25 protein-coding genes are annotated in these 22,811 nt (G+C 69.2%); 13 read left to right on the top strand and 12 right to left on the bottom strand.

The genetic code is table 11. From position 1 onward, the window contains the following. Positions 1–44: 44 nt before the first annotated feature. The gene (locus ACI2L1_RS25755) at positions 45–407 is read right to left on the bottom strand and encodes a hypothetical protein (RefSeq protein ID WP_404741720.1); all 363 of its coding nucleotides are present in this window, start codon (positions 405–407) and stop codon (positions 45–47) included. Between the two features lie 151 nt (positions 408–558). Here ACI2L1_RS25755 and ACI2L1_RS25750 point away from each other — a divergent pair, with 151 nt between their 5' ends. From ACI2L1_RS25750 to ACI2L1_RS25735, 4 genes are all read left to right on the top strand, one after another. Beyond that, positions 559–864 carry a hypothetical protein gene (locus ACI2L1_RS25750; protein WP_404741719.1) on the top strand — a complete coding sequence of 102 codons (306 nt, stop codon included), beginning with the start codon at positions 559–561 and terminating at the stop codon, positions 862–864. 101 nt (positions 865–965) lie between these two features. Beyond that, a complete protein-coding gene (locus tag ACI2L1_RS25745) occupies positions 966–1,289 on the top strand; it encodes a hypothetical protein (RefSeq protein ID WP_404741718.1) in 324 nt (107 codons plus the stop codon). A gap of 2 nt (positions 1,290–1,291) precedes the next feature. Continuing rightward, positions 1,292–2,551 (top strand): amidase domain-containing protein, encoded by a 1,260-nt coding sequence (locus ACI2L1_RS25740; protein WP_404741717.1) that lies wholly within the window; start codon positions 1,292–1,294, stop codon positions 2,549–2,551. Next, a complete protein-coding gene (locus tag ACI2L1_RS25735) occupies positions 2,551–2,913 on the top strand; it encodes a hypothetical protein (protein WP_404741716.1) in 363 nt (120 codons plus the stop codon). Before ACI2L1_RS25740 ends, ACI2L1_RS25735 begins: the two co-directional genes overlap by 1 nt. 88 nt (positions 2,914–3,001) lie before the next feature. On the opposite strand, the gene ACI2L1_RS25730 is transcribed toward ACI2L1_RS25735, so the two are convergent. Together ACI2L1_RS25730 and ACI2L1_RS25725 are read right to left on the bottom strand one after the other, a co-directional pair. Next, complete coding sequence (locus ACI2L1_RS25730; protein ID WP_404741715.1) at positions 3,002–4,306, bottom strand: PQQ-binding-like beta-propeller repeat protein; 1,305 nt, start codon at positions 4,304–4,306, stop codon at positions 3,002–3,004. 407 nt (positions 4,307–4,713) lie between these two features. After that, positions 4,714–6,306 carry a hypothetical protein gene (locus tag ACI2L1_RS25725; protein ID WP_404741714.1) on the bottom strand — a complete coding sequence of 531 codons (1,593 nt, stop codon included), beginning with the start codon at positions 6,304–6,306 and terminating at the stop codon, positions 4,714–4,716. 396 nt (positions 6,307–6,702) lie between these two features. On the opposite strand from ACI2L1_RS25725, the gene ACI2L1_RS25720 reads away from it, so the two are divergent. The 3 genes from ACI2L1_RS25720 to ACI2L1_RS25710 all read left to right on the top strand — a co-directional run bounded on the left by ACI2L1_RS25720 (position 6,703) and on the right by ACI2L1_RS25710 (position 8,495). After that, positions 6,703–7,053, top strand: coding sequence for a hypothetical protein (locus ACI2L1_RS25720; protein ID WP_404741713.1), 351 nt, complete (start codon positions 6,703–6,705; stop codon positions 7,051–7,053). 385 nt (positions 7,054–7,438) lie between these two features. After that, entirely contained in the window at positions 7,439–7,795 is a 357-nt protein-coding gene (locus tag ACI2L1_RS25715) for a hypothetical protein (protein ID WP_404741712.1), read from the top strand. Between the two features lie 190 nt (positions 7,796–7,985). Continuing rightward, a complete protein-coding gene (locus ACI2L1_RS25710) occupies positions 7,986–8,495 on the top strand; it encodes a hypothetical protein (RefSeq protein ID WP_404741711.1) in 510 nt (169 codons plus the stop codon). A 13-nt stretch (positions 8,496–8,508) separates the two neighbouring features. Here ACI2L1_RS25710 and ACI2L1_RS25705 read toward each other — a convergent pair whose 3' ends face one another. Genes ACI2L1_RS25705 through ACI2L1_RS25685 form a run of 5 tightly spaced genes read right to left on the bottom strand, consistent with a single transcriptional unit; the run spans position 8,509 to position 14,026 of the window. After that, positions 8,509–10,290 carry a WD40 repeat domain-containing protein gene (locus ACI2L1_RS25705; RefSeq protein ID WP_404741710.1) on the bottom strand — a complete coding sequence of 594 codons (1,782 nt, stop codon included), beginning with the start codon at positions 10,288–10,290 and terminating at the stop codon, positions 8,509–8,511. Between the two features lie 17 nt (positions 10,291–10,307). After that, entirely contained in the window at positions 10,308–11,084 is a 777-nt protein-coding gene (locus ACI2L1_RS25700) for a nucleic acid/nucleotide deaminase domain-containing protein (protein ID WP_404741709.1), read from the bottom strand. Between the two features lie 5 nt (positions 11,085–11,089). Further along, positions 11,090–11,653: an SUKH-4 family immunity protein gene (locus ACI2L1_RS25695; RefSeq protein ID WP_404741708.1), complete on the bottom strand. Its 564-nt coding sequence runs from the start codon at positions 11,651–11,653 to the stop codon at positions 11,090–11,092. A gap of 12 nt (positions 11,654–11,665) precedes the next feature. Continuing rightward, a complete protein-coding gene (locus ACI2L1_RS25690; protein WP_404741707.1) occupies positions 11,666–12,298 on the bottom strand; it encodes an SUKH-4 family immunity protein in 633 nt (210 codons plus the stop codon). Between the two features lie 9 nt (positions 12,299–12,307). Beyond that, positions 12,308–14,026: a nucleic acid/nucleotide deaminase domain-containing protein gene (locus ACI2L1_RS25685; protein WP_404741706.1), complete on the bottom strand. Its 1,719-nt coding sequence runs from the start codon at positions 14,024–14,026 to the stop codon at positions 12,308–12,310. A 217-nt stretch (positions 14,027–14,243) separates the two neighbouring features. Here ACI2L1_RS25685 and ACI2L1_RS25680 point away from each other — a divergent pair, with 217 nt between their 5' ends. The 6 genes from ACI2L1_RS25680 to ACI2L1_RS25655 all read left to right on the top strand — a co-directional run bounded on the left by ACI2L1_RS25680 (position 14,244) and on the right by ACI2L1_RS25655 (position 19,703). Beyond that, a complete protein-coding gene (locus tag ACI2L1_RS25680; RefSeq protein WP_404741705.1) occupies positions 14,244–14,966 on the top strand; it encodes a DinB family protein in 723 nt (240 codons plus the stop codon). 232 nt (positions 14,967–15,198) lie between these two features. Next, positions 15,199–15,975, top strand: a complete 777-nt coding sequence (locus ACI2L1_RS25675) for a hypothetical protein (protein ID WP_404741704.1) — start codon at positions 15,199–15,201, stop codon at positions 15,973–15,975. 111 nt (positions 15,976–16,086) lie between these two features. Then, positions 16,087–16,374 (top strand): hypothetical protein, encoded by a 288-nt coding sequence (locus ACI2L1_RS25670; RefSeq protein WP_404741703.1) that lies wholly within the window; start codon positions 16,087–16,089, stop codon positions 16,372–16,374. A gap of 51 nt (positions 16,375–16,425) precedes the next feature. Further along, positions 16,426–17,679, top strand: a complete 1,254-nt coding sequence (locus tag ACI2L1_RS25665; protein WP_404741702.1) for a putative T7SS-secreted protein — start codon at positions 16,426–16,428, stop codon at positions 17,677–17,679. Between the two features lie 5 nt (positions 17,680–17,684). Next, positions 17,685–18,806, top strand: coding sequence for a hypothetical protein (locus ACI2L1_RS25660; RefSeq protein ID WP_404741701.1), 1,122 nt, complete (start codon positions 17,685–17,687; stop codon positions 18,804–18,806). A gap of 27 nt (positions 18,807–18,833) precedes the next feature. Beyond that, positions 18,834–19,703 (top strand): hypothetical protein, encoded by an 870-nt coding sequence (locus ACI2L1_RS25655; RefSeq protein ID WP_404741700.1) that lies wholly within the window; start codon positions 18,834–18,836, stop codon positions 19,701–19,703. Between the two features lie 75 nt (positions 19,704–19,778). On the opposite strand, the gene ACI2L1_RS25650 is transcribed toward ACI2L1_RS25655, so the two are convergent. Genes ACI2L1_RS25650 through ACI2L1_RS25635 form a run of 4 tightly spaced genes read right to left on the bottom strand, consistent with a single transcriptional unit; the run spans position 19,779 to position 22,738 of the window. Further along, complete coding sequence (locus tag ACI2L1_RS25650) at positions 19,779–20,381, bottom strand: hypothetical protein (protein WP_404741699.1); 603 nt, start codon at positions 20,379–20,381, stop codon at positions 19,779–19,781. 20 nt (positions 20,382–20,401) lie between these two features. Further along, a complete protein-coding gene (locus ACI2L1_RS25645; protein ID WP_404741698.1) occupies positions 20,402–21,118 on the bottom strand; it encodes a hypothetical protein in 717 nt (238 codons plus the stop codon). 13 nt (positions 21,119–21,131) lie between these two features. Beyond that, positions 21,132–22,430 carry a hypothetical protein gene (locus ACI2L1_RS25640; protein WP_404741697.1) on the bottom strand — a complete coding sequence of 433 codons (1,299 nt, stop codon included), beginning with the start codon at positions 22,428–22,430 and terminating at the stop codon, positions 21,132–21,134. Beyond that, on the bottom strand, positions 22,427–22,738 hold the full coding sequence (locus ACI2L1_RS25635) for a hypothetical protein (protein ID WP_404741696.1): 312 nt from the start codon (positions 22,736–22,738) through the stop codon (positions 22,427–22,429). Before ACI2L1_RS25635 ends, ACI2L1_RS25640 begins: the two co-directional genes overlap by 4 nt. Positions 22,739–22,811 lie beyond the last annotated feature (73 nt).

Here is a 22,811-nt window from a genome sequence, read left to right as displayed (position 1 = left end):
CCGCCCTACAGGGCAAGCCAGTTCAGATGTCACCCGATCGTGCATCAGACCCGCAGCGCGTGGGCGAAGTAGAGGACGTTGCCCGTCGTGGTCGACTGCTCCTTGTACGTGGCCATGATGAGACCGCTGTAGAGCAGTGATACGACCACCGATGCGAAGAGCCCGAGGAAGATCGCGCCGACCGGATTGCCGCCGGTGTTCGGCCGCTGCCCGAGGGGCGGCGCTTGGAACGGCGGCCCGGGCTGCGGAGCGGAGTACGCGGAGTACATCGGGGGCTGCCCGAACCCCGGTACCTGCTGCGGTGGCTGGGCGGGCTGGGTGTACGGGTTGTAGGGGGCCTGTGTCGAATACGGCGGCTGAGACGGCTGCGCCGGCTGCGGTGGCGGTTGGAACGGCGGCTGGCTCATGGAATCCCCCGAGGTGCGAACTGACAGGTGCAGCAAGGTATCAGCGTGATCCGGAGGGGTGCGGCGGGGCCGGAGCGGGCGGTGTGAAGGAGAACCGCACCGCCTTCCGCCGCGAGCATGCCAACGCAAACGATCTTGTAGTCTGTCGCGCATGCTGACGAACGATACGGGGGCCGGCGTCCAGGAGCCGGTGACCCCCCACACCCGTTGGACCCCGGCGACGCTCACCGCCGTACTCTGCGCCCTCGTGGCCCTGGCCGCCGCCGCGGTGGCCACAATGCCGGGCAGTGACGCGGCCATGAGCGCGATGAACGCGGCCCTCGGCGTCGTCGCCGCCGCCGGAGTCTGGATCGCCCTGCGCAGCTCGCGCGGCCGTAACGCCAAGCTGCTCGCCCTCGCGCTGGCCTGCGCCCTGGGCAGCGCCGTCGCGTTGGTGGTGCTCCGCGTCGCGGCCTGATCCGCCACAGCGGGTGTGAAGGTTCGGCGGCAGCTTCCCGCCCAGTGACTATCGACAGCCAGGTTATTGCCGACAGCCAGTTCACATCGGGGGAGTTGTCCATGGCCGACATCGAGATCAACGCTGCGCGCGTACGCGCCGCGGTCGATGACACCGAGTCCTTGTCCCAGCAGACGATGAAGCGTCTCAGCCACTCGCTCGACACCAGCGACGAGGTGTACGGGGCCCACTACGGCAACGGCTGGGAGAGCCCCGTGCGGCTCAAGGTGTGCGCCGAGAAGTGGGAGGAGCACATGGTCTCCCTCGCCCGGCGGATGGGCGAACTCAGCCGGAAACTCAGGGAGTCGGCCGAGGGCTACGACAGCGCGGACGCCGAGGCCGAGTCACGGCTGCGCGCCGGGCTGAACGACCTCGGGAGGGCCTGACCATGGTGTCGTACGAGGGAATCAACAACGCCCGCCCCAAGACCTGGTCGACCGCCGCCGACGAGTGGCACGCTCTCGCCAAGTACTCCCTGGACGCGGCGAAGGACCTGCGGGAGTACGGCGCCAAGCCGCTGAAGGACAACTGGACCGACGAGGTCGGCGCCACCGCGGCCGCCGAATTCGAGCTGCTGGCCAACCAGTTGGAGGCGGCCTACGACATCCTCTTGTCCGTCAACATGGTCGCCGACGGGATGACGACGACCATCGAGACCGCGCACAGCACCATGCGGGCCGCCGTGGATCTCGCCGCCCGGTACGGTCTCGAGATCGGCGTCGACGGGACGGTCACCGGTCCGCCGCCGCGCAGCCGTACCGAGGCCGAGGAGATGGGGCCGTACAAGGCCCAGGTTCAGGACCTCGTCGACCAGGCCGTCGAACAGGTCACCGCAGCCGACAAGTTGGCGGCCGAGGAGTTCGCGAAGCTCGGCGGCCAGACCGGGCTCACCGACCCGGGCAAGGCGCTCAACGATCTCCAGACACACGCCTCGCACGTCCAGATGCAGATGCTGGCGAACGACATTCCGGTCGACAAGGACCCGACCACCGTACGGCAGTGGTGGAACGGCCTCAGCGACCGGCAGCGCAAGGACTTCATGCTGGCCCAGCCGGTCGCCCTCGCGGGCCTCGACGGCATCCCGGCCGACGTACGGCAGGAGTTGCGCGGCAACGGCAAGTACGACCGGGTGAAGCTCGTGGAGTACGCCCTCGCCAACTGGGACCAGGACGACCCCACCGACTTCGGCAACAACTGCACCAACTTCGTTTCCAACGCCCTGCTGCACGCGGGGATGAAGGAGAAGACCAGCATCTGGGGGACGTCCGACGACGACTCGTGGATGATCGGCAACCGCACCGGCGCCGACGGCATCGACAAGCGGCTTGCCTACTCCGACAGTTGGGCCGCCGCCGAGAACAACCAGAACTTCATGCTGGAGCACGGCGGCAGCGAGGTCCCGCGCTCCGACGTGAAGCCGGGCGACATCATCTACTACGAGCAGTCCGGGCCCAACGACTCCATCGAGAAGGGCAACACCCACCACGCGGCGATCGTCACCGCGGTGATGCCGGACGGCGAGATCAAGTACACCCAGCACAGCGACTCGTACCAGAACGTCAGCCTGGAGGGGCGGCTCCACGCCACCGAGCAGCACGAAGGGCAGCAGAACATCCGCATCGTACGACCCAACCCGGACTGGTACTGATGAGCGCACCCACCCGACGATGGTCCTGGGCGGTCCCGGTCCTGGTCGTCGCCTCGGCGGGCCTCCTCGCGGCCCACTTCTCCTTCGACGGCGACACATTCCAGAACTGCCGCTACCTGGGCCCCTCCACCCGGATGTACGTCACCGCGTGGGCCGCCCCCGCATGCGCACTGGCAGCCCTGTTCCTCCTGGTGTTCCTGCGGCGCGGGGGGCAGCGGCCGGGGGGCCTGGCCATGGCCGCCGCATGCGTCGTCCCCGTCCTCCTGCTGGCCCAACTCGCAGCCCTGTACTGGGTGTACGAGCCGGACCCGGCCGGCGGGCAGGACTGCTCCGGGCTGACGAGAATCGCCGCGCGTCACTGACGTATGCCGCGTGCCACCGACGTACGAAGAAAGCTCCCGTCGCCAGGAAGCAGGCGACGGGAGCTTTTCGGGTACGACGGCCCGGCCGTCAGTCGGTGGTGGGGAGGGCCACCAGGGTGTAAGGCGTCGCCCCGTAGATGACGGACGGGTTCGGCTCGGACACGTAGAGCCGGTTGTCGTGCCAGTAGGGCCTGGCGAACACCGACATGCCCTTGTGGACGTCCGCCGGGTACTCGACGACCGTCTTGACGGCACCGTCCTTCGCGCCGAGCTCCACCAGCTCGGAGCCCTCGTCGCTGTCGTTGGTGTTCCGGTAGGCCAGGATCCGGTCGCCTCCGGCCGCCGGCAGCGGATAGAAGTCCCGGAACTCGACCGCCTCGGTCTTCCACAGCTGCTTGCCGCTGTCGAGGTCGTAGGCGGCCAGCAGCGCCTTGCTCTTCTCACCGGTCACACCGATGACGAACGTGTCACCGAAGGCACCCGCCTCCGACCAGGGGCCGCCCCGCGAGTCGTCGGTCGTGACGTACTCGGCCGGGGTGGCGGGGGAGAACTGGCTGCGCACCTTCCCCGTCTCCTCGTCGAGGGAGAACAGGGCCTCCCCGTCGTCACCGTGCCTGATCAGGACGATGGGGGAGGTCGAGATGACGTCGCCGCCGTCGATCTCGCCGAGGCTGTCCTCGGGGACCTTGTGGTGGTAGGTCCAGCGCGCCTGCCCGGTGGCCGGGTCGATCAGCGAGACCTCGTCCCAGTGCTGTCCCCAGTCTGGGTCGTCGAAGTCGCTGACCGAACAGCCGCGGACCCGGATCAGCGCCTTGCCGCCGGTGAACTCGCCGCTTCCGCAGTCCTCGGTCGCGAACTTCTTCGGGTCCCAGGCCGTCGTACCGTCGGCCGCCTTCAGGGCCAGCGTCACCTTCGCGGCGTTGACGACCACGACATCGCCTGCCCGCGCGATCGACACGTCGTCCTTCGACGTGGTGTCACCGGGCTTGAGGTCCTTGTCCCAGAGCTGCTTGCCGCTGTCGAGGTCGTACGCCACGACGTGGTCGCAGGCGTTGCCGTCGCCGTAGGCGACGATCCCGATGTCACCGGAGGAGTTCTCGGGCGCGACGCACGACTCGTTGCTGTCGCCGGGCAGCGGCGTGGCCCACAGTTGCTTGCCGGTTCCGAGGTCGTACGCCTTCACACCGCTGGACAGGGTCTGCACCACCGCCTTGTCGGTGAACCAGGTGCCCCGGGTGTTCGCCTTGAGCGCCGCGCCGGCCTCGTCACCGCTCTTCGTGGTGCCCTCCACGCTCCACAGCACGTTGTTGCTCGGCGAGCCGATGAACATGTACCAGGCCCCGAACCCGGCCCCGCTCAGGACGAGTACGGCCATGACGAGCAGCACGATCATCCCGACCGGCTTCTTGCGCGCGCCGCCCGGCTGAGCGGCGCCGGCAGGACCTGCGGGGCCGGGATGACCGTACGGCTGTGGCTGTGGCTGTGGCTGTTGCGGGAAGCCGTATCCCTGCTGCGGTTGCTGCGGAGCCCCGTACCCGGGGGGAGGCGCTTGAGCGCTTCCGTACCCGGGCGTGGGTGCCTGCGGGGCCCCGTACCCCGGCGCGGGAGCCTGAGGGCAGCCGGGCGCGGGCGGCTGAGGGGCCTGCTGCGGAGCCCCGTATCCGTAGCCGTACTGCTGCGGCGGGGGACCTTGCGGTGGCGCCGCAGGCTGCTGCGGATAGCCGTACCCCGGTGGGGGCACCGGCGGAGGAGGCGGCCCGCCGTACGCCCCACCGGCTCCCTGCGTGCCGTCTGTGCTCATCAGCTGTGGCTCCTCACGTAACTCGCCCAGGCGGCCTGGAACTGGCTCTCCCCCATGCCCGTGGCGTCGCGCAGCTGCTGGTCGAGCTGCTTGGGGGCGCGATAGTGGTCGGCGACGAACCGAAGCGCGGCGGCGGTGCCGCTCTTCTCGGCGATGAACCGGATGGCCAGATAACTGACCGTGTAGTCCGTGCTCACCTCGTCCCCGCTCCCGGCCGACGTGGGCAGCGTGCCGCTGAACTCCTTGCCGGTGACGTCGTTGCGGACGCTCCACGCGCCGAGCTCGGTATCGAAGCGGAACGCCACGAAGTCGGCGAAGCCCTCCACCACCCACCAGCGGGCGTTGGTCTCGGTGACGAAGGTGCCGGTGGCCTCCAGCGGCTGCACGATGGCGTGCGCGAACTCGTGGTGGGAGATCTCCTGCACGAGCTTCGGCCAGTACGTCGCGTTGGTGAAGCGGCTCCCGGACGTGTCCATCTTGACCCGGGCACCGCCGTACTCCAGGTCCTTCTGGTCCCCGCCGTAACCGGCGTCGAAGGTGGGCATCGCCACGCTCTGGCCGGCCTCCCAGTCGACGTACGGCGAGCCGTACAGGGAGGAGTAGGTCTTGCGGTCCGGTTCGAGGACCGTCACGAAGCCTGTGGGCGTCTCGGTGTCCTCGGGACCGTTCGCCTTCCACAGCTCGATGTCGTCGGCCGCCGCCTTCTCGATGTACGGCGCATAGCGGTCCGTGTCGGTGGCGTACTTCTTGTCCGAGATCGTGAGTGTGTGGGCCTTCTTGACGACGTGCATGTCCTCGTAGAGGTCCCAGGGGGCCGGGTAGAACACATAGCCCTTGGAGCCGTAGGCGCCGGGTGAGGGGCCCACCTTGGTGATCTGCGGCTCGGCGTCCTTCGACTCCCGCTTGATGATCCACCGGTACCACTCGGACACCGGCCGGACGTCCACGTCCTGGATCTTGTGGACGAAGGCGACGTCGAGGGCGATCGTGGCCCCGTCGCCGTACTCGTCCGTGCTCGAACCGGTCGTCTTGAGGACGGAGTACTCGGCCTGGGTGAAGGGGATCTTGCGCAGGTTCTCGAAGAGGCTCTTCTGCGTGTCCTTGGCCTCACCGGAGAAGGGCGCCAGGTACGTGTCCTCATCACCGCTCTTCAACGCCTGGCTACGGCCGTCGAGCAGCTCCTCGATGTCGTCCGCGCTGAGCAGCTGCTCGCCCTGCGCATCGCCCGACGCGGTCGGCAACGCGTCGCCACCGAGAGCCTGGTAGGCGGCGAGGCCACCTATGCCGAGCACGGCGAGCACGGCGAGGACCACGACACCGATGACGACCTTCTTCAGGCCGCTCCCGCCACCGCCCTGGTTGCCGCCACCTCCACCGGGAGGCTGCTGGTGCGGATACGGCGGGTGGGGTGCCGTGGGCCAACCCGGCGCCGTGATGGGCGGTTGCGGTGGATGGCCGTGGTGCCCCGGCGCGGCCTGCGGCGGCTGCGGATAGGGCACCCCACCCGGCTGCGGCTGCGGAGGTGGTGCCCACCCTCCCTGCCCCTGTGGATACGCGCCGCCCGGCCCTCCGGGCGGCGGAGGGTACGACATGAACTCCCTCTCCCCATGAGTCTCGATGATGCGTGGGAGCCCACAGCGAAATGGAGCATGGCGCTCAAGTGATCAGAAAGCTCCCCCGAAATGCTCATGACACCCTACAAGCTTGTCGGTTTGCGGCCGGTGCCGGTGATCGCCGCCTTCCTCATCCGGGCGGAAAAAGATGGTGATCCATACGGAAAAGACCGATGGGGGTGGTGTGGTCCGAGTGGGGCGATGGTGTGAATCCCCGTGAGGGAACCGTGGCGTCCGGGGGTGCAACAGCGCCGGTACGGCACCAGAACGGACGTGTGGACGCCGCGATACGGCGATCGTCAGCCCGGCCGGATCCTTACCGGGACTCGCTAGGGTACGGGCCCTCTGCCGTCCTCACCTGGAGGTTCTCCCTCGATGCACATGGTCGGTGTTCCGCTCGCGGCCCCGCCCGGTGGTGTCGTCAGCCCGGCCGCCCTCGGGTGCATCGGGGCCGGCGTCGCCGCGCTGGTGCTCGTGAACCTCCTCATCGCGTTCGGCTCGCGGCGTCGGCGCAGGCAGGTCCAGCCAGGGCAGCTGCGCGAGGAACTGCGTGGGGAGATCCGCGACGGCGCTCCGAACGTGCACGGGCACATCCGGGTCAATCCCGCCCGGTACCCCGGGATTTCCGCCGGGGAGGCCGAGGCCATCGCCGGGGAAGAGGGATTCGCGCGGCAGACCCACGGCACCAAGGGAATGTGGCTTTTCCTGCGCCGGGTCTCCGACTGACGCGCAGGACCGGAATACGGGGGAAGGAACAAGGCCGGCTTCGAGGTCAGTCTCGACGAACTGCGCAAGCTGAAGCAGAAGCTTGAGGACAGTCGGTCCCAACTCGACGAGGCGATGCGCCGGATGAAGGACACCGGGCCGATGGGCCTGGGCAAGCGCGTGCTCGACAAGGCCTGCGAGGACTTCGAGGGCTTCGAGGACGGCTGGGAGTTCGGACTCGGCAAGACGCCGGAACGCATCAAGGTGCTCAACGACGCCCTGCCCGCCATCATCAAGGCGTACGAGCAGACCGAGCAGGAGATCCAGGGCGCGTTCCGGCACACCCGAGCGCAGACCGGAGCCCACACCTCAGCCCATGCCGGCGTCCCACCGGAGGTGCGGCGAAGTGAGCGACGACTGGAGCGCCCTCGGCTGGGATCCGACTACCGGGCACCCCCAGCCGGCGAGCAACCTCTCGAACAACCTGCTGCACACCGCCGAAACCCTGCAGACCATCTACGAGTTGCTGGACTCCCTGTCCAAGGAGAGCGCCTGGTGGTCGGGGGAGGCGGCCAAGGCGTTCACCGAGAAGGTGACGGACCTCCCCGGCTATCTCCGGCGCGCCCACGCCTCCCTCAAGGCAGCGGGCGGCGAGATCGCCAAGTGGAGTGACACCCTGCACGACGTGAAGGTCAGGGCCGGCCACTACGAGGCGGACGCCGAGGAGGCGCGGCGAAGGGCCGACCAGGCCGAGCGGGGCTAGGAGACGGCCCGCTCCGACCCGGACCTGCGACTGGCCGGGCAGCTGTTCACCGACAAGGCCCGACTGGACGACGCCCAGGCCCGGTTGGACAGTGCGAGCGCCCGGCTGGAGAGCGCGGGCAAGACCCTGGAGGACGCCCGCGGCCGGCTCCAGGGCCTGATCGACGACGCCAAGAGGCTGGAGAACCAGCATGGGGACCGGGCCCAGGAGTACGCCGACGCGATCCGCAAGTCCGCGGCTGGTCCACTTCAGCTCCTTCGCGCTGCGCACGGACGACGACCTCCTCCTCACGGGCATCTGCCAGATCTCCGCGACCGACCGCCCGGCCGGAGATCCCCACCTCTACCCGCACAGCGCACTGCGCGCCCACCCGGACGAGCCGGACACGCACAAGGCCGTCGTCCCGCTGCCGGCCGGGCTCGCCGCGGTCGTGGTGGCGGACCAGCCCGTCACGGTCCCCGGAGCACTGTTCGGCGTCGAGGGGGAGAGCACCTCGGCGGTCCGCACCGCCACGTTCCACCTCGCCTTCCCGCGGATCCCGCAGGCGGTGGTGGTCTCCCTGTCCACCGAGGTCTTCGACGCGGAGGAGGAGTTCTTGGAACTGGCCACGCTGGTGGCCGCCGGGATCTCCTTCACGGCCCCGACGCCGGCCCGCGAACCGAAGACGGCCGTCACCGTGACGAACAGCCCCTTCGGCTAGCCGGCACGGAACCTCACTCCTCCCAGAGCACGTCCAGCCGCAGCCGTACGCCGTACAGCCCGCCCGCGTCCCCGACGACCAGCAGGCCCTCAGGGGTCAGCGCGAGGGCGTCGCAGCCGTGCGGCCAGGGCAGCACCCGCATCCTGCCGGAGAACACGTGCCACAGATGCAGCTCGCCGTCGCTCCAGGCCACGGCGAGCACCGGACCGGCGGGAGTGTCCGCCGCCGCGAGCGCGGTGGCCCGGGACCGGCGCTGCTGCACCGGCACCGGCATCGGCTCGGCCGAGATCTCCCACAGCCGCACCGAGCCGTCCGCACCGGCACTGAAGGTGAGCGTCAGCCCGTCGGCGGTGTCGACGCAGGTGACGGCCGTGACCGGCTGCTCGTGCACACGGGAGGAGCGCGGGACGTCCTGGTACTCGCCCAAGGACCACACATGCACCGTGCCGCCCCGGTCGCCGACGACCGCGTACGGGTTCCGGGCGCCGCCGCTGCCGAGCGCGGTGACCTGCGACTCCTCCGCGGCGAGCGCTGCCGAACCGTGGTGCTCGGCGATACGCCCGAGCGCGAACGCGGTGGTCGGGTCGTCCTCGGTCACCAGCGGCAGCAGCGCGTCGGACCGGTCGAACAGCAGCGCCGAGCGGGCGTCACGAGGAGCGACGGAGCGCGGTCGTACGGAGGTGGGGTGGACGAACGACGATGCGGCCCCGTTGGACGCGCCGACGGACGCACCGCTCTCCACGTCGTACGTCCGCAACCGCCCCGTCGGGTCCGACACCAGCAGCCGTCGCTCCCCGCCCGGCACCGGAGCCAGCGCGGTCACCGAGAGGTCGGTCCGGGCCCACACCGCTGACCACCAGTGCCGCTGGGCGAGCGGGCGCAGGTACTCGGTCAGCTCGGGGTCCGTGTCGACCGCGGCGGAGTGCAGCAGGGCGGCCCGCTCGGCACTGTCGGGGTGATACGCCGTCAGTTCCGGTGCGGCACGCCTCCACACCTCGCGGAGTCGCCCGGGTACGGGGATGCGCTCGTCGGCGAGCACGGCGGTGAGCGCGGCGGCCGAGCCGTGCACCAGGAACCCGGGGTCCGCCAACAGGCCGCGTACGGCGGCCCCGTCGTCGGTGCGCAGCGCCACGTCGAGGATGCGGCGGCGGACCGCGTCGGACGCCTGGGACCAGTCGTGTCGGCCGTCGGCCGTGCGCGGGACCTCGGCGACGAGATCGGCGTACGAGACCTGCCGGTTGCCTTCTCCGCCGCCGCTTCCTCCGCCTTCAACCAGGTCGATGACCTCGGCGTCGTCTGCGGTCAGCAGCCCCGACCTCCCGACCTCAACGGCCGTGCGCAGATGGGGAATTGCCAGCAACGGCTCCAGCAGCTCGGCGACCAGCGTCTCCGGTGCCGCCGCCGGCAGATCGGACGGGCCCGCCCCGGCTCGGTGCAGATCGGGGACGAGCAGCAGCAACGGCCGCTCGTCCGCGCCCACTTGGTCGAGCAGACGGGCGGGGGAGAGCGGGCCGTAGCCGAGCTGGCGCCCCAACTCCCAGGCGAAGCTCTCGGTTGTCAGCCCCTCGGACGGCACGGTGGCATGGACGGTGAGTCCCGGCCGACCGACCGTCCCGGCCAGGAGCCAGGCGAGCAGACCGCTCTTGCCGCTGCCCTCGGCGCCTCGCACCAGACACAGTCGAGGCCCGTCGCCGTCGGCCGCCCAGTCGAGCAACCGCTGCCCGAGGGCCTGCTTGTCCTCGTCCAGCGGCGGCCAGGAGGCGATGTCCGGCGTGACGGTGGTACCGACGGTCATGATGTGCTGAATCCCCTCTACTGCGGCTGCTCGGCCGCTGCCTCACGCAGCAACCTGATGCCCTCGGCGCGGGACTCGGCCGTCTCCCCGTAGGGGAAGTTGTGCGTCAGCTGCGCCTCGGGGAAGACCTGCCCGAGCCACAACGAGCAGTAGTGCCCCGGCATGAAGCAGGCCTCCAACTCGGTGTGGATCCGCAGCACTTGCTCCGGCTCCACACCCGCGGCCCGCAGCCGGGCCCACAGCCGCTCCTCCGGGTGGACGCCGATGTCACCGGCCTGCGTGACGATCTGCTTCTCGCCCTGGTCGTTCAGTATCTCGAAGGCGGTGAACCACTCCGCGCTCGCAGTGTCCCGGATGTCGTCGAGGACGAGGGGCCACCAGTGCTCACGCCCCTCGAACGCCCGCGCGTCCAGCGCCCGCAGCCGCTGCTCCAGCTCCGCGTACGCGGCGGCGGCCTCCTGCGGCACCTCGGTGCCGAGGATCGCGGCGAGGCCTTGGTCGAGCACGGCGAGCGACTGGGCGAAGGCCTCCGGAGTCGCGTTCACGAACCGCGACTCCTCGGTCCAGTCGAGGAGCACGGCGCGTACGACACCCTCGTGGTCGGCGCAGAGCTCGAACCCGCGGTCCGAACCGAACCGCGTCCACTGCCGGCACTCCTCCAGCACGACCGTACGGCCGACGGACTCCGCGAACTCCTGCAGGGATACGGGGTCGGACTCGGCCGTCGCGAAGTACGGGCCGACGGTCAGGGGGAGGGTGATCTCCCCGATGCGCCGAATATCGCTGTCTTTCATCGCCACTACCTCGCCTCGGGTTCGGCGACATACTCCAGGATGTCGTGCCAGCGGGAATTGCTCACCGCGAGAGCGGCCGGGTCGATTTCCCGCATCTGCTCGGTGAGACGGGCCGCCGCACTCTCCGGATCGATATTTTCGAGTTCTGACTCGAAGTCGTAGTTCGGGCGCTCCTTCTCCAGCAAATAGAGAAAGTGGGCGAAGGAGGGGAGATCTTTGTTCAGCGGATAGGTCTCGGACTCGTCGCCCGGAAGGCAGTACACGACTCCGGTGCCCCCGTCCAGGGCGATGTCGTCATAGGGCACCATGCCGAGAAGGAGCCAGCCCTCCGCACCTTCGGGCAGGTCGGTCCACCGCTCGCGCAGGTCGTCGTAGGCGTCGCCGAGCGTTCTGGCCTGCTCCGGAGAGCCGTCCACGAGGTCGAACCAGGGATTCGGACGGGCTGGAATGCCGACATTGCGAAGAAAGTCCGCACTCGGCTCATGCCGGATGTTCGCCACCGCCGCCGCGGAAAAGGTGGTGAGCTCCTCCGGATCGAAACGCCGGGCGTCACCTGCGAGGGCTGTCATGGATGGTTCCGCCTAGTCGATGGACTCGTACACGTTCGAGAGCACAGCATCCCACGGGGGCAGACGGGGAGCGTCCTCGTCATCCCAGTCGAACTCCTCCGACCAGGCGGGCTCCACGCCCTCGAAAGGAAGTGGATCGGCCGCAATCATCCGCTCCCGCAAAGAGATCGCCACGGCCTCCGAATCGTCGACGTCCTCGGACACCGAGAAGTCGTAGTTCGGGCGCTCGACCTGGAGCAGATAGGTGAAATAGGCGAAGGAATCGAGGCTGCGGTTCAGCGGGAGGGCCCGGTATTCGCCGTCCGGCAGGCAGTACACCATTCCGGACTCGGGATCCAGGACGACGACGTCGTAGAAGATCTCACCGATGATGAGCCAGTTCTCCCAGCCCTTCGGCATGTTCTCGTACTCGGAGAAGTGGTCCAGTTCCGCGCAGCGGCGGAACCCGGCCGGGGTGTCTTCGCCCTCGAAAAGCGCGCCGTCCAGGAGGAAGAAGGAGCTGCGATCGTGCGGAAGTCCGACCTCGGTCAGGACCGTACGGGCCGAGGCACGCAGTCCGGCGGGGAGCTTCTCCTCCTCCCACGTCTCGATCTCTTCGGCGGGAAAGACCGACTCCATCATCGCGTGGTCGACGAGCGGGGGCATGTGCTGTCACTACCTCTTCTTCGGGTTCATGCCGTTCAGGTACTTCTCCATCGCGTCGTTGCCCTTCTGCTTCGAATCCGGTGTGTCGCCGTATTCGACGGTATGGGAGACGCGTACGTCCTTCGGGAGGTACTCCGACATCCAGGCGCTGCAGTTCTGAGCGCCCTTTCCGGTCGTGCACGGTTCTCGTTCGGTGTAGAGCTCGGTCAGCCCGTCCTTGGTCCCGGCGTTGAGGAACGGTATGCCCACCTGGCGCTCCGAATGCGAGGCGGGCCACTTGCTGCGGCCGACGATGATGAACTCGTCATCGGCGCCCGGCTTTCCGTACCGGCCCGCGGCGTAGTTCCGGCTGGAGAACTTCCCCTTCGACGTCCTTCCGTAGTCACCGTTGGCCTGCCGGGCCGTCTTGGTGGCCTGCGAGAGATCAGTGCTACCGAAGGCTACCTGCTGCGAGGCTTTGCTCTCCCGCTTGCCCTTGGCGGGCAGCGGGTAGTTGCCCGCCCTACGCTCGGGGACGCTGTCACCCTGGAGGTTCAGCGAGGTCAGACGGGTGCGGTCGTCGTCGGTGAGATCGTGGTGCCCCGCCGAGGTGATGCGGGTGACCTTGCCCTTGTCGTCGAGGTGGTAGACGGGAATGTCGCGTCCCGGCGACTTGCTGATGCCCTGGAGCTGGGTCGCGATGTCGTCGTCGTTGTCCTTGTGGCGCTTGGCCATTTTGCTCAGGCCGCTGGTCATGCTCTCGTCGAGGTGGGACGCGGAGCGCTTGACGCCCTTTTCGATGCCCTCCATGACCTCGTCCACCATGGGGTCGAGGAGATTGGTGAGTGCGTCCTTGCCCCGGGCGCGGCCGTGCGAGGACTTGGCGCGGGTCAGCTTGCTGCCGGCGCCGTCGCGGATCTTGCCGCCCGCGCTCTTGAGTCCGTTGCCCGCCCGGTCGTAGGACTCCAGGTCCATGCTGAACTGACCGCCGCCGCCGCCGCCACTGCTCGACCCGCCGTCCCCGCCCGCGCTGGCCAGTTGCATCGAGCCGCTCGCGCCCCCGCCAGCGCTGGCCAGCTGCATGCCCCCGCCCGACTTGAGGCTGTCGACGCCCTCGTCCAGTCCCTCCCGGCCCGCCTTCGCGGTCTGGCCGAGGTCGACGCCTTTCTGTGTGCCCAGGGCGTTGCCGCCCAACTGCAGGACCAGGTCACCCGCCATCGCGCCGATGGCCTGGAAGACCGGGCCCATCGCGACCTCCATGATCCGCCCGGCGATCTCCTCGCACACCTCCTCGAAGATGCGCTTCACAGCGATCCGGGTGACCTGCGTACCCGCGACACCACCCAGGGTGGACAGGCCGAAGGTGAGCGGGGCGGCGGCGAGGGCGGCCGCGATCTCCGCGGCGAGGATGCCGAGTTGGGCGATCGCCGCGATCTTCGCGCCCTCGATCAGCACGGCGACCGCGTCCAGCGCGGTGGCCGCCACCCGGCCCGCTTCGGAGAGGTTGGTCAGATGCTTGCCCTTGACGAGATCCCAGTGCTTCTCGAGCGCCTGGATCGCGAGGCCTTCGTTGCCACCGATGAGATCGGTGATCGCCTGGTGCGCGTCCGCGGCACCGTCGTCGATGTCGTCGGCGAACTCCCGCATGGCCTGGGCCATGTCGCGGTAGTCGTCCTCATCGACGTTGGGCCAGCTGATGCCTATCAGGTCCAGGGCCGCATCCAGCTCGCTCGGCAGGACTACACCCACAAGGACCCCCGTTCGAAAGTTAGTTGGGGAAACGTAACTTTGAACGGTTCATGGGAACAAGTTCACCCTGCATCACATGACTTGATCTGTGGCCCAGTTGGCGCGGACTTTTCCGAACGGAACCTGTGGGCACGGAAATCCGTCGCGCTCTCCGCGGGCGGGCCGTTAACCTCCGCGTGAGCGTGGCGAGGTGCCTCTACCGCGAGGGGAGCGGGTCATGGAGACCGGGCGCGTACGGACCGACCGACTGGGTGTACTGCTGGAGCAGTTCGACTGTGTCAGGGAGCGGGCGCAGGTACGGCTGGAGGGGCTCGGCGACGAGGAGTACCTGTGGGAGCCTGTGCCGGGCTGCTGGTCGATCCGGCGCCGGGCGGAAGCGGTGACACCCAGGGCGTACGGGCCCGGCGAGTGGCTGCTCGACCAGGGCGCCCCGGACATCCCGGCGGGTGAATACGCCGAGGTCGCCCGGCAGGCGGCCGACGGCATGAGCGTCGCCAAGATCGCCGAGGACTGGAGCGTGAGCGTCGAACGGGTCGAAGAGGTCCTCGCCCACACCGGCCCGGTGGAACCCGACATCACGCCGGTCACGACCATCGCGTGGCGGTTGGGACACCTGCACTCCTGCTTCGCCGGCGAATGGGAGTGGACCTTCGGCGAACGCCGCCAGGACCCGAAGCAGATGGTCGACTTCACCCCCTCCGCCGCCCTGGCCCAGGAGCGTTTCTGGTCCCTCATCGACCGCTGGCGCGAGGCCGTCGGACAGGTCACCGAAGAACAACTCGACACCATCGGCTTCTCCCAGTACCCGTACGGCTCCGCCCCCGAAGAGCCGTACATCTCGGTGCTGTGGGGGTCCAACCTCGAACTCATCCACCACATGGCGGAGATCGCCCTGCTCCGGGATCTGTGGCGGGCGCGGTCCGCCCCGACGCCGTTGTAGCGTCCCGGGGTTGGCCCCGGACACCTGGCCGCTCGCCCGAGCCACCGACCCACCGCCTCGCGGAGGCATGGCCGACGTCCTCCACGGAGCAACTTTTCGGGGGAGGTCCTGTGCATGTCCGGTGGGCGAATCGTCGTCGAACCGGCCGACGCGGACCGCCCCGCGACACGGCCGACCGACCTTTGAGATTCTGGCGCTCGTCATCGTCAACGGCATCGACAGTTGGGCGGCCATGAACCAGAGCAGCCAGGAATGGTCCTCGCCGGGGCAGCAGCCGGGGCCACCGCAGGCGCCGGGACAGTACGGCCAGGCCCCGGCCTCGGCGTCGTATCCGCGCCCCGCGTCCGAGACCAGGATCGAGATCGACAGCAAGCGGCTGCGCGCGTATGCCCGGACCAAGGCGGGGGAGCAGACTCTCACCGTGCGTTCGGCGGGCGAGGAGACGAAAGGCAACCCGCTCGCGTACGTCCACGTGCCTCAGGATGAGCCGAACGGTGGGCGTCAGGCGAGGCCGCCGTTCACCGTGAGCGGCCTGAACGCCGAGCTGCTCTGCTCGGTCCGGCCCAGCGGCCCGGGTGCGTACGAGGTGTACGGCGGGGACGGCGCACCGATTGGCCGGATCACTCGTCAGGACGGACGGGCGCTGCCATGGCCGCGCCGCCCGCGCTGGACCGTGCAGGCGGTGACCGGCGGCGAGCCTTTCACCGCGAAGCGCGGAACCCCGGCCGGGTGGGTGCTGTTCACCGTCTTCTCCCCGGTCTACCTCGTCATCTGGGCGCTCGGGGCGCTCCAGGGGCTGGTGCCGCTGTTGTTCGGCGACAAGGACGAGGCGAAGAAGGAGTCGGCCTGGGACCTCGGCCTGCCGAGCCGCGCGCTGTGGCGTGCCTCGGGCGATTCCGAGGTCGTCGTCGACTACCGGGGCGGCGGCATCTTCCATATCGCGTCGTCACGGCTGGACCCCCGGCTGGCGTACGCACAGTCGGTGCTGCACGTGTGGGACGGCGTCTGAGTCGCGGTCCTCACATGTTGGCGACCGCGAACATCCTCAGGTGCCCTGGAGGTTGCCCCTCCGATAATCTGATCGCCGTTGACTGGATCACGACCACGGGGAGACACGGGGATGGCTGACTTCCAGATCGATGTCGATCGGATGAAGACCCTGATCAACCGGCTGGACCAAGTGGACGACCGTATGCGCGGTGCCCAGGAGCGGCTCAACAAGGTGGGCCCCAAGGGACTCGGCACGGACGGTCTCGACAACGCCTGCGACGACTTCCAGGACGACTGGGGCGACGGCATCAAGCGGATTGCCGACGGCGCCAAGCGGCTGCACGAGGGTCTCCAGAAGACGCTGGAGGCATACCAGACGACCGACCAGGATTTGCAGAAGGGCTTCAGCCAGAAGTAGCCCGCACCACCGCTGGGACAACTCGCACTCGCACACAACGGGGAGACGACGATGGGGATGTTCGACGATCCAAGCTGGCCCGGGCTGACGTTCAACCCGGCCAAGGGTGACCTGCACACGATCGAGTCGCTGGCGTACGACGTCAAGACGGTCGGTGACGAGCTCGACGAGATGCGCGAGATGCTCGTGAGCATCGGCAGGACCGACGGGGCGTGGGACGGCGAGGCCGCCAAGAAGTTCCAGGAGAAGGTCGGCGAGCTGCCCAAGTACCTTCAGCAGGGCCACGAGTCGATGGCCGCCTGCTCCAAGGCGCTTCGCGGCTGGCACGACCAGCTGGAGACCATGCAGCGGCAGGCCAAGAACCTGGAGGAGCGCGCGGTCGAGGCACGCAAGCGGCTCGACCAGAAGAACGCCGACGTCGACCGGGTCAACGTCAAGATCGAGGGCGCGCAGTTCCAGCAGCTCACCGAGCAGCAGGCCAAGGCGCTGTCGGAGGAGGCCGACTCCGCCTCGCGGGCGGCCCAGGACGCCGCGACCGACCTCAAGCTCCTCATCCAGGACGGCGAGGCGCTGCGCAAGTACTGGGAGGAACAGGCCGGGAAGGCCGAGGGCGCCATTCGCGATGCCGCGAACAACAGGCCGCCGGACATCAGCGTCTGGGACAAGATCACGGACGGTCTGAAGGGCGCCTGGGACGGCTTCAAGAACTTCCTGATCGACAACGCGGATTTGTTCTCCACCATCTCCAGCGCGCTGGCCGCGGCCGCGATCGTCGTCAACGTCATCCCGGTCGGCGGCCAGGTCGCCTCCGCGATCCTGGGTGCGGGCGCCATCGCCTTCTCCGGCGCCGCCATGGCCGGGCACTGGATGGGCGGAGCCTCGCCCTTCAAGATCGGCATGGACGCGTTCGGCATGCTTCCCGGCATCGGCGCGGCCAAGGGCCTGTTCACCGGCGTCAAGGCGGGAGCGAAGGGCGCCAAGCTCGCCGCCGGACTCACCCAGGGCGGCAAGGGCCTGATGCAGGGCATCAAGAACGGTGTCATGTCGACCCAGATCAACAAGCGGATCCTGGGCCCGCTCGGCAAGGCCCTGCCCGAGTCGGAGGTCTGGAAGATCTCGCTTCCCACGAAGGCGGGCAGCGCCCTCTTCGGCACCGGCAAGCTCATCTTCGGCGGCGACGACGGTGGCAGCCAGCCCGCGGTGTCGACTCACCCGACCCCGGCGAACCCGAGCCAGCCCTCGCCGGTACGGACGATGCCGTACCCCGCCACGGGTGACAAGTTCCTCCAGACCCTGGCGGCCTGAGCGCGATGACCGAAGTCACCACCGTCACGGCAGACCCCGAGGGCCGACGAGGCGATCTCCACGTCGGCTGGGTCATGCCGCCGTTCTTCCACGAGCTTCCCGTGGACGCGGAGAACGTCGACGAGGCCGGGGAACGGCTCGGCGAACTGGTCAGGACGATCCTCGCGGAGGGCAGCGAGGACGACCAGATCACGATGTTCGCCCTCTACCTCCAGATCACCGCTCAACTGGCGGAGGCCGGCGCCGAGTACGCCGGCTTCTGCCTCATGGACATGGACGGGCGCCGGAGCACCGCCACCGTCGCGGTCTACCGCATGTCGCTGGAGAAGATCACGCCCGGCGAGGCGCTGTCGGAGGCCTACTCCGCGCTTCGCCGGGCCTATCCCGACGACGACGTCCAGATCAGCACCCTGCCCTCGGGCAAGGGGGACAGCCAGGCCGTCGTGAGGATCGGCGGCGCACCGTTCACGATCACCGCCGAGGCGTCCCCGACCGGGGAACCGCTGGAAGTGCCGCGCGGCCAGATCCAGGTCTACGTCCCCCTGCCCAACGACGCCGACATGCTGGTGTTCGAGCTCTCCACGCCCTCCATGGAGGACTGGGACCTCTACTCCGAACTGTTCGCGACGATCGTCCGGACGCTGGACTGGGCCACCGAGGAGGAGGCCGAGATGGCCGCCGCCCTCTCCCAGGCCCAGCCGGTCCCGGACGTGGCGCCCGACCCGGCCGTGGTCCAGGAGCTCTACGCTCACTCCAGCCGGATCCTGGACGCCCTCGGCGTGCGCGGACGGATGGACGAGGGCAACGCGGTGTCTGCGGTCACCTGCGTCGACTGCTGGTCCAAGGGCCTCAGATCGGTGTGCACGGCACGCCACCAATGGCAGATCGACGGTGTCGAGGACGCGGAGCTGGCCGTGGCCGTCGGGCGGCTCCAAGAGACCTTCCAGGGGCAGGGCTGGCTCAAGGTGTCGGGGACATCGGGCCAGAGTGTGTCCCTGGCCGCAGACGGTGACTCGGGGCACCGTGTCAACGTCACGCTGATCTCCGGCCGCCAACGGCTCGTCATCGAGGTGATCGCTCCCTGCACACGTATCGTGCGGGGGCCGGTCGACTCCGCCTTCGGATAGGGGCCGACCCGAGGAGGCGGCCGCATCATGAACAACAACCCCAGTGATCTCCTGCCGGTCGGCGCGCACGCACTGTCCGCGGACCCGCGACTCGCCGATGCCGTACGGCAGTTCGGCAACGCGTACGGCTACGACTACTTCGACGACGGAGCGGTCAGAAAGACCCTCGCCGAACATGAGGCCGCCCTACGACGGCTCGGACGCGGAGGACTCGTCTGGGCCGGATCCCTGGCCACCGCCGTCGGCATCGTCTGGCTGGTATGGGCCGCGGCCGGCAAGCCGGACAACATGGCGGTAGCGGCAGCACCCCCGGCAGCTCTCCTGGCCCTGGCGCTCGCCGCCTTCGTCCAGGTCAACCTCCAGGGCAGACGTAAGCTCCGGCACCCCTTCCTGGAGGGATACCGGCACGTTCTTGCGGCGGCGCTCGCGCACGGCGCCCCCGTGACCTTCGTGCCCGCCTGGCTGACCGGCCGGGGCGGCGCGGCACTGGACGTGGCCCCGCTGCCGTCGTACGCCACACCGGCCGGGGGTCCGGCCACCGGCGTACGAGCCGCCCCGGTGGCCCCGCCGCCCAAGCCGGCCGAGGTCGAGGAGTACGAGCGGATCGCCGACCATGGCGGCTGGCACGACGAGGCGGGCTGGATCCTCGTCGTCGCGGGAGCCGTCGGCGTGGGCTACGCCGTGGTCAAGGACCTGCCCGCGGCGTACGCGTCGGTCCTGCTCATCGCCCTCGGCATCTGGACCTGGCTGGCGGGACACCGCCTCGGCAGACGCCAGAGGGAACTGTCCGGCGAGGCCCTCCGTTACCTCGACGAGCTGACCACGTCCCAGGCCGCCGGAGCACCCGTGTACGAGCTCTCGCCACCCCTGCGCAAGCTCCTGGACACACGGCTCTGACGGGCAGCACGCATACGGCGGTGGCGGCACCCTCTGTGGGCGCCGCCACCGCCGTATCCATGACTGCTCAGCCCTTCAACCGACCCGCGCCCCCGCCGCCTTGGCCTGCTCCCGCGCCTCGGGGCTGACGCCGCGTCTGCGGGCCGATGTCCGGTCGTCCACGGCCGTACGCTGAGCGACCCCGAGCAGCCGGCGCGGGCCCGGTACGGCGACGACACCGAGGAAGCGCGGGTCGCCCGCGAACCAGACCTGGTCGACCTCGCCGGCCTTCACCTGCCGGATCCAGAAGGTGTATCCGCTGCCCAGGAAGCTGCCGTAGCCGAGCGAGACGGTCTTGTCCGGACGCTCGGGATCGGTGAAGGAGAACCGGGTGGTGCCGTTCTTCGCGAGGGAGGCGGCTCCCGGCACGGACTGCCAGGGGTAGACCTTCAGGATCCGGCGCAGCGACCGGATGCCCAGGACCCTCGCCGTGTTCAGCATGGCCAGGTAGGTCAGCACGAACAGGGCGGGGAAAAGGACCCAGAGAGTCCACACCGGTGTCAGGAGCACCGCGTACAGCCAGGCCACGAAGGAACCGAGGGAGAGCAGGAAGGCACTGAGCCGGAACACGGCCGTGCGGCACCAGGCCCGCCGGGTGGCCGGGTCCTCGTAGGCCGTCTTCGTCAGGGGAACGTCCACTGCGTTTCACTCCATCGGGGTCAGCCGAAGACCGCGCGTACGGACGCCTCGACCTCGGACTCGGGAATCTGGGTCTTGAACTCCTCGGGGAGCGGATTGTCGAAGCTCACCATCTCCGCCATGGCGCGGTGGATGTCACGGTAGTTCTCGCGAGCGTCGACGGCCGTCGTCGTCAGCGTGAGGACCGCGAGATTCCGCCCGTCCGGGAAGGGCAGGTACGCGGTCGCCTCGTACAGGGAACGCTGCCGGGAGTCGGCCTCCGTCGGCAGCTCCACCAGGGACTCGGTGAACGCGCCGGGCCCGCAGGGCAGGTCCGTCACGGCGACCGGCAGCGCGTTCCTGCGCGCGGTCGCGGCCTGCGCCGCCGCCAGCTTCGGCGGAGTCCACGGGATCTCACGCCGGGCGAGCATCACGACCGACTCCAGCATGGCGCCGTCGTCCCCCTCGTGAGCGCCGATGGCGAAGCTCACCACGCCCTCCCGCCGCATCTCCGAGGTCAGGGACCTGGCCTGGGCAAGCTGCTCCAGGAAGCCGGCCTGCTGCTCCTGAGGGACCAGTTCGAGGAGCGACTCGACCGCCTCGACCACCCTTGCGCCCTCAGGGGATTCCGGATCGGCGAAGAGGTCGCGGAAGGGCACCTCCACATAGCCGGGCGCGAGCGCGAACCACAGGTCGCAGCCACGCTCCATGGCCGACTCGTCGATGGCGTACTCGAACTCGTCCGCGTCGTCGGTCATGAGTTCCACTCCTTCAGTGCGTCGCGCCGAACAGGATCTTCAGCGTCTTCAGGGCGGTGGCACCATGACCGGCCCCGTCGAAGCTGCCGGCCCGGACTCCGTCCGCCCCGGTCGCCGCGTTCTCCGCGACGGGGTTCTTGATCTCGTCCCACAGGTTCTTGGCCACGCCGTACGTCCCGGTGAGCGCTCCCGCACCGGAGACCGAGACGTCGATGACCCTGGCCGCCGAGGACGGGTCGGTGGCGCCCTTCACCAGCCAGGTGGTCAGCGGGTTCTCGGCGGCGTGGATGCGCTGCGCGGCCAGCCAGGTCTTGCCGCCCGCGCTGCTCAGCTTCTCGCCCAGCGTGAGTGCCTCCGCACCGGCGCTCGCCGACCGCGCGGCACCGTTGACCCCGCGTGCGACGGCACCGATGCCGGGCACCATGCCGAGCGTGTCACCGACCACGCCCACCGCGTTGCTCCAGAAGTCCGCGTCGAACTCCCCCTTGGTGAAGCCGTCCTTGAGCGAGGCCCGCACCACCGGGTTCGACAACCGGCTGATCAGCGTCGCCGCGCTCGCCGCCGCCGCGACCAGCAGGAGGATGGGGCCGACCGGTACGGCGAAGAAGAGCGCCGCGAGGCCCGCGATGGCCGCGATCGTGCCGAGGATGTCGGTGAGGTTGTCGCCCACCCAGTCCATGGCCTTCTCGAACCAGTTCGGCTCCTCGGGCGCCAGTTTGTCCGTGGAGTCCCGCAGCACGCGCGCCTTGCCGCGGGCGTCGGTGCCGTGCTCCTCCTGGAGCTCCTGCGCCCTCCTGATGACGTCGTTGTAGGCGGTCCTGGCGTTGGTCACCGCCTCGCGCGCCTTGGTGAGCTCCTCGGTCGCCCGGTCCAGCCGCGCCTGCGCGTTCTTCAGCTCGGCGTCGTCCGTGAACGTCTTGCCCGCGAGCTTGAGATCGGGGTTCGTGGAGGCCGTCCTCTCCTGGCCCTCCGCGGTCTCGATCTTCCCCTTCGCGTCCTTCGCGTCGCCGTCGAGAGCCCGCGCCCGCTGCTGGTAGCCGTCGAGCGCCTTGTGCCAGTCGGCCAGCGCGGTGGCCGCCTTGGTGATGGAGGAGTGGGCGTTCTTCAGATTCGTCGGCAGCGCCCCGTCGAGTTGCTCACGGAAGGCGACCGCCGCGTCCCCCTCCCAGTCGCCGCCCGACCGCAGGTTCTCGATCATCTTGTGGGCGTCGGAGATGGTCTGTGCCGACTTCTGGAGCCGTGTCGTCAGCTCCGATACGACGGAGACGCTGCCCGGCGTGGGGTCGAAGCCCAGGGACGGATAGGAGTTCACTTGCCGCCTCCCTGCGCCGCCGCCTTGCGGAAGCCCTCTTCGAGGGCGTGGTCGACCTCGTCGTAGTTGGCCTTGCTCTGCCCGATGCTGTCCGCGAACTTCCCGGTCAGCTCGGCGATCTGCTCGGAGCCGTACTTCCAGTGCTCGTGGAACTCGGCACAGGCGTCGTCCAGTTCCTTGGTGCCGATGCCCTCCGCGGACACGTCCTGCATCCACTTGCGGACGTTGTCCAGCTCGGCCTTCGCGTCCTCCAACGTCTTTCTGAAGCGCCCCAGTTCGGCGGTGTCGGTCTTGAAGTAGTCCGTCACAGGCTCTCTCCCCGTTCCACAGCTTTCCCTCACAAGAACAAAGAGGGGCGGACCGCAGACACGGCCCGCCCCT

This window comes from Streptomyces sp. NPDC019531 (assembly GCF_044903305.1).
Lineage (GTDB): Bacteria > Actinomycetota > Actinomycetes > Streptomycetales > Streptomycetaceae > Streptomyces.
The sequence above is the reverse complement of the archived record's forward strand: the minus strand, read 5'-3'. Positions and strand labels throughout refer to the sequence as shown.

Coding starts and splice junctions, on each gene's coding strand:
- ACI2L1_RS25755 (WP_404741720.1), bottom strand. CDS start 407: ATGAGCCAGCCGCCGTTCCAACCGCCACCGCAGCCGGCGCAGCCGTCT.
- ACI2L1_RS25750 (WP_404741719.1), top strand. CDS start 559: ATGCTGACGAACGATACGGGGGCCGGCGTCCAGGAGCCGGTGACCCCC.
- ACI2L1_RS25745 (WP_404741718.1), top strand. CDS start 966: ATGGCCGACATCGAGATCAACGCTGCGCGCGTACGCGCCGCGGTCGAT.
- ACI2L1_RS25740 (WP_404741717.1), top strand. CDS start 1,292: ATGGTGTCGTACGAGGGAATCAACAACGCCCGCCCCAAGACCTGGTCG.
- ACI2L1_RS25735 (WP_404741716.1), top strand. CDS start 2,551: ATGAGCGCACCCACCCGACGATGGTCCTGGGCGGTCCCGGTCCTGGTC.
- ACI2L1_RS25730 (WP_404741715.1), bottom strand. CDS start 4,306: ATGATCGTGCTGCTCGTCATGGCCGTACTCGTCCTGAGCGGGGCCGGG.
- ACI2L1_RS25725 (WP_404741714.1), bottom strand. CDS start 6,306: ATGTCGTACCCTCCGCCGCCCGGAGGGCCGGGCGGCGCGTATCCACAG.
- ACI2L1_RS25720 (WP_404741713.1), top strand. CDS start 6,703: ATGCACATGGTCGGTGTTCCGCTCGCGGCCCCGCCCGGTGGTGTCGTC.
- ACI2L1_RS25710 (WP_404741711.1), top strand. CDS start 7,986: ATGGGGACCGGGCCCAGGAGTACGCCGACGCGATCCGCAAGTCCGCGG.
- ACI2L1_RS25705 (WP_404741710.1), bottom strand. CDS start 10,290: ATGACCGTCGGTACCACCGTCACGCCGGACATCGCCTCCTGGCCGCCG.
- ACI2L1_RS25700 (WP_404741709.1), bottom strand. CDS start 11,084: ATGAAAGACAGCGATATTCGGCGCATCGGGGAGATCACCCTCCCCCTG.
- ACI2L1_RS25695 (WP_404741708.1), bottom strand. CDS start 11,653: ATGACAGCCCTCGCAGGTGACGCCCGGCGTTTCGATCCGGAGGAGCTC.
- ACI2L1_RS25690 (WP_404741707.1), bottom strand. CDS start 12,298: ATGCCCCCGCTCGTCGACCACGCGATGATGGAGTCGGTCTTTCCCGCC.
- ACI2L1_RS25680 (WP_404741705.1), top strand. CDS start 14,244: ATGGAGACCGGGCGCGTACGGACCGACCGACTGGGTGTACTGCTGGAG.
- ACI2L1_RS25675 (WP_404741704.1), top strand. CDS start 15,199: ATGAACCAGAGCAGCCAGGAATGGTCCTCGCCGGGGCAGCAGCCGGGG.
- ACI2L1_RS25670 (WP_404741703.1), top strand. CDS start 16,087: ATGGCTGACTTCCAGATCGATGTCGATCGGATGAAGACCCTGATCAAC.
- ACI2L1_RS25665 (WP_404741702.1), top strand. CDS start 16,426: ATGGGGATGTTCGACGATCCAAGCTGGCCCGGGCTGACGTTCAACCCG.
- ACI2L1_RS25660 (WP_404741701.1), top strand. CDS start 17,685: ATGACCGAAGTCACCACCGTCACGGCAGACCCCGAGGGCCGACGAGGC.
- ACI2L1_RS25655 (WP_404741700.1), top strand. CDS start 18,834: ATGAACAACAACCCCAGTGATCTCCTGCCGGTCGGCGCGCACGCACTG.
- ACI2L1_RS25645 (WP_404741698.1), bottom strand. CDS start 21,118: ATGACCGACGACGCGGACGAGTTCGAGTACGCCATCGACGAGTCGGCC.